Genomic DNA, 523 nt, shown 5'->3' with positions numbered 1-523 from the left:
CGTTGAAGGTGTCGTAACCCATGTAGAAAATGAAGAGAATTTCTATATTCAAAACAATCAAACAGGTGATGGATTATATGTTAGATTATCTGAACCCATAGAAAGCATAGAACAAGGCCATAAAGTCACTGTTTTTGGTTGGAGTAACATTTACACTGGTTTTGGGAATAATCATCACTCTATAAGAGAAGCCGAAGTTACATCACATGACTCAACTCAACACGAAATCTTTATCACAAAAGAAATGTCTGTTAATGAGATCATTGAAGCATATGAACTTTTTGATGAAGAAGGACCAGGAAGAAATACCGCCCCCTACACAAACTATCGCATATTCAAACTAGAGAATGTTGATTTTATATCTCCAGTAGGTCAATGGAATCGTTTGGTAGATCCTGCGTATCATAATCAAGAATTATCCGATGCAACACAAGGAAGTGATGGTGAAGTTCATTTAGCTTATGATCCATCAACTACCAATATAGAAGGGCTTTCTGAAAACACATTAGTAGAAGGCGAGACC

General features: G+C 36.5%; 1 protein-coding gene. It reads left to right on the top strand.

Translation table 11 applies throughout. From position 1 onward, the window contains the following. A partial coding sequence (locus ABCO64_RS10825; RefSeq protein ID WP_343089487.1) for a hypothetical protein occupies positions 1-523 on the top strand: 523 nt, incomplete at both ends.

Origin of the sequence: Methanocalculus natronophilus (genome assembly GCF_038751955.1) — an archaeon.
GTDB classification, from domain to species: Archaea; Halobacteriota; Methanomicrobia; order Methanomicrobiales; family Methanocorpusculaceae; genus Methanocalculus; species Methanocalculus natronophilus.
The sequence above is the reverse complement of the archived record's forward strand: the minus strand, read 5'-3'. Positions and strand labels throughout refer to the sequence as shown.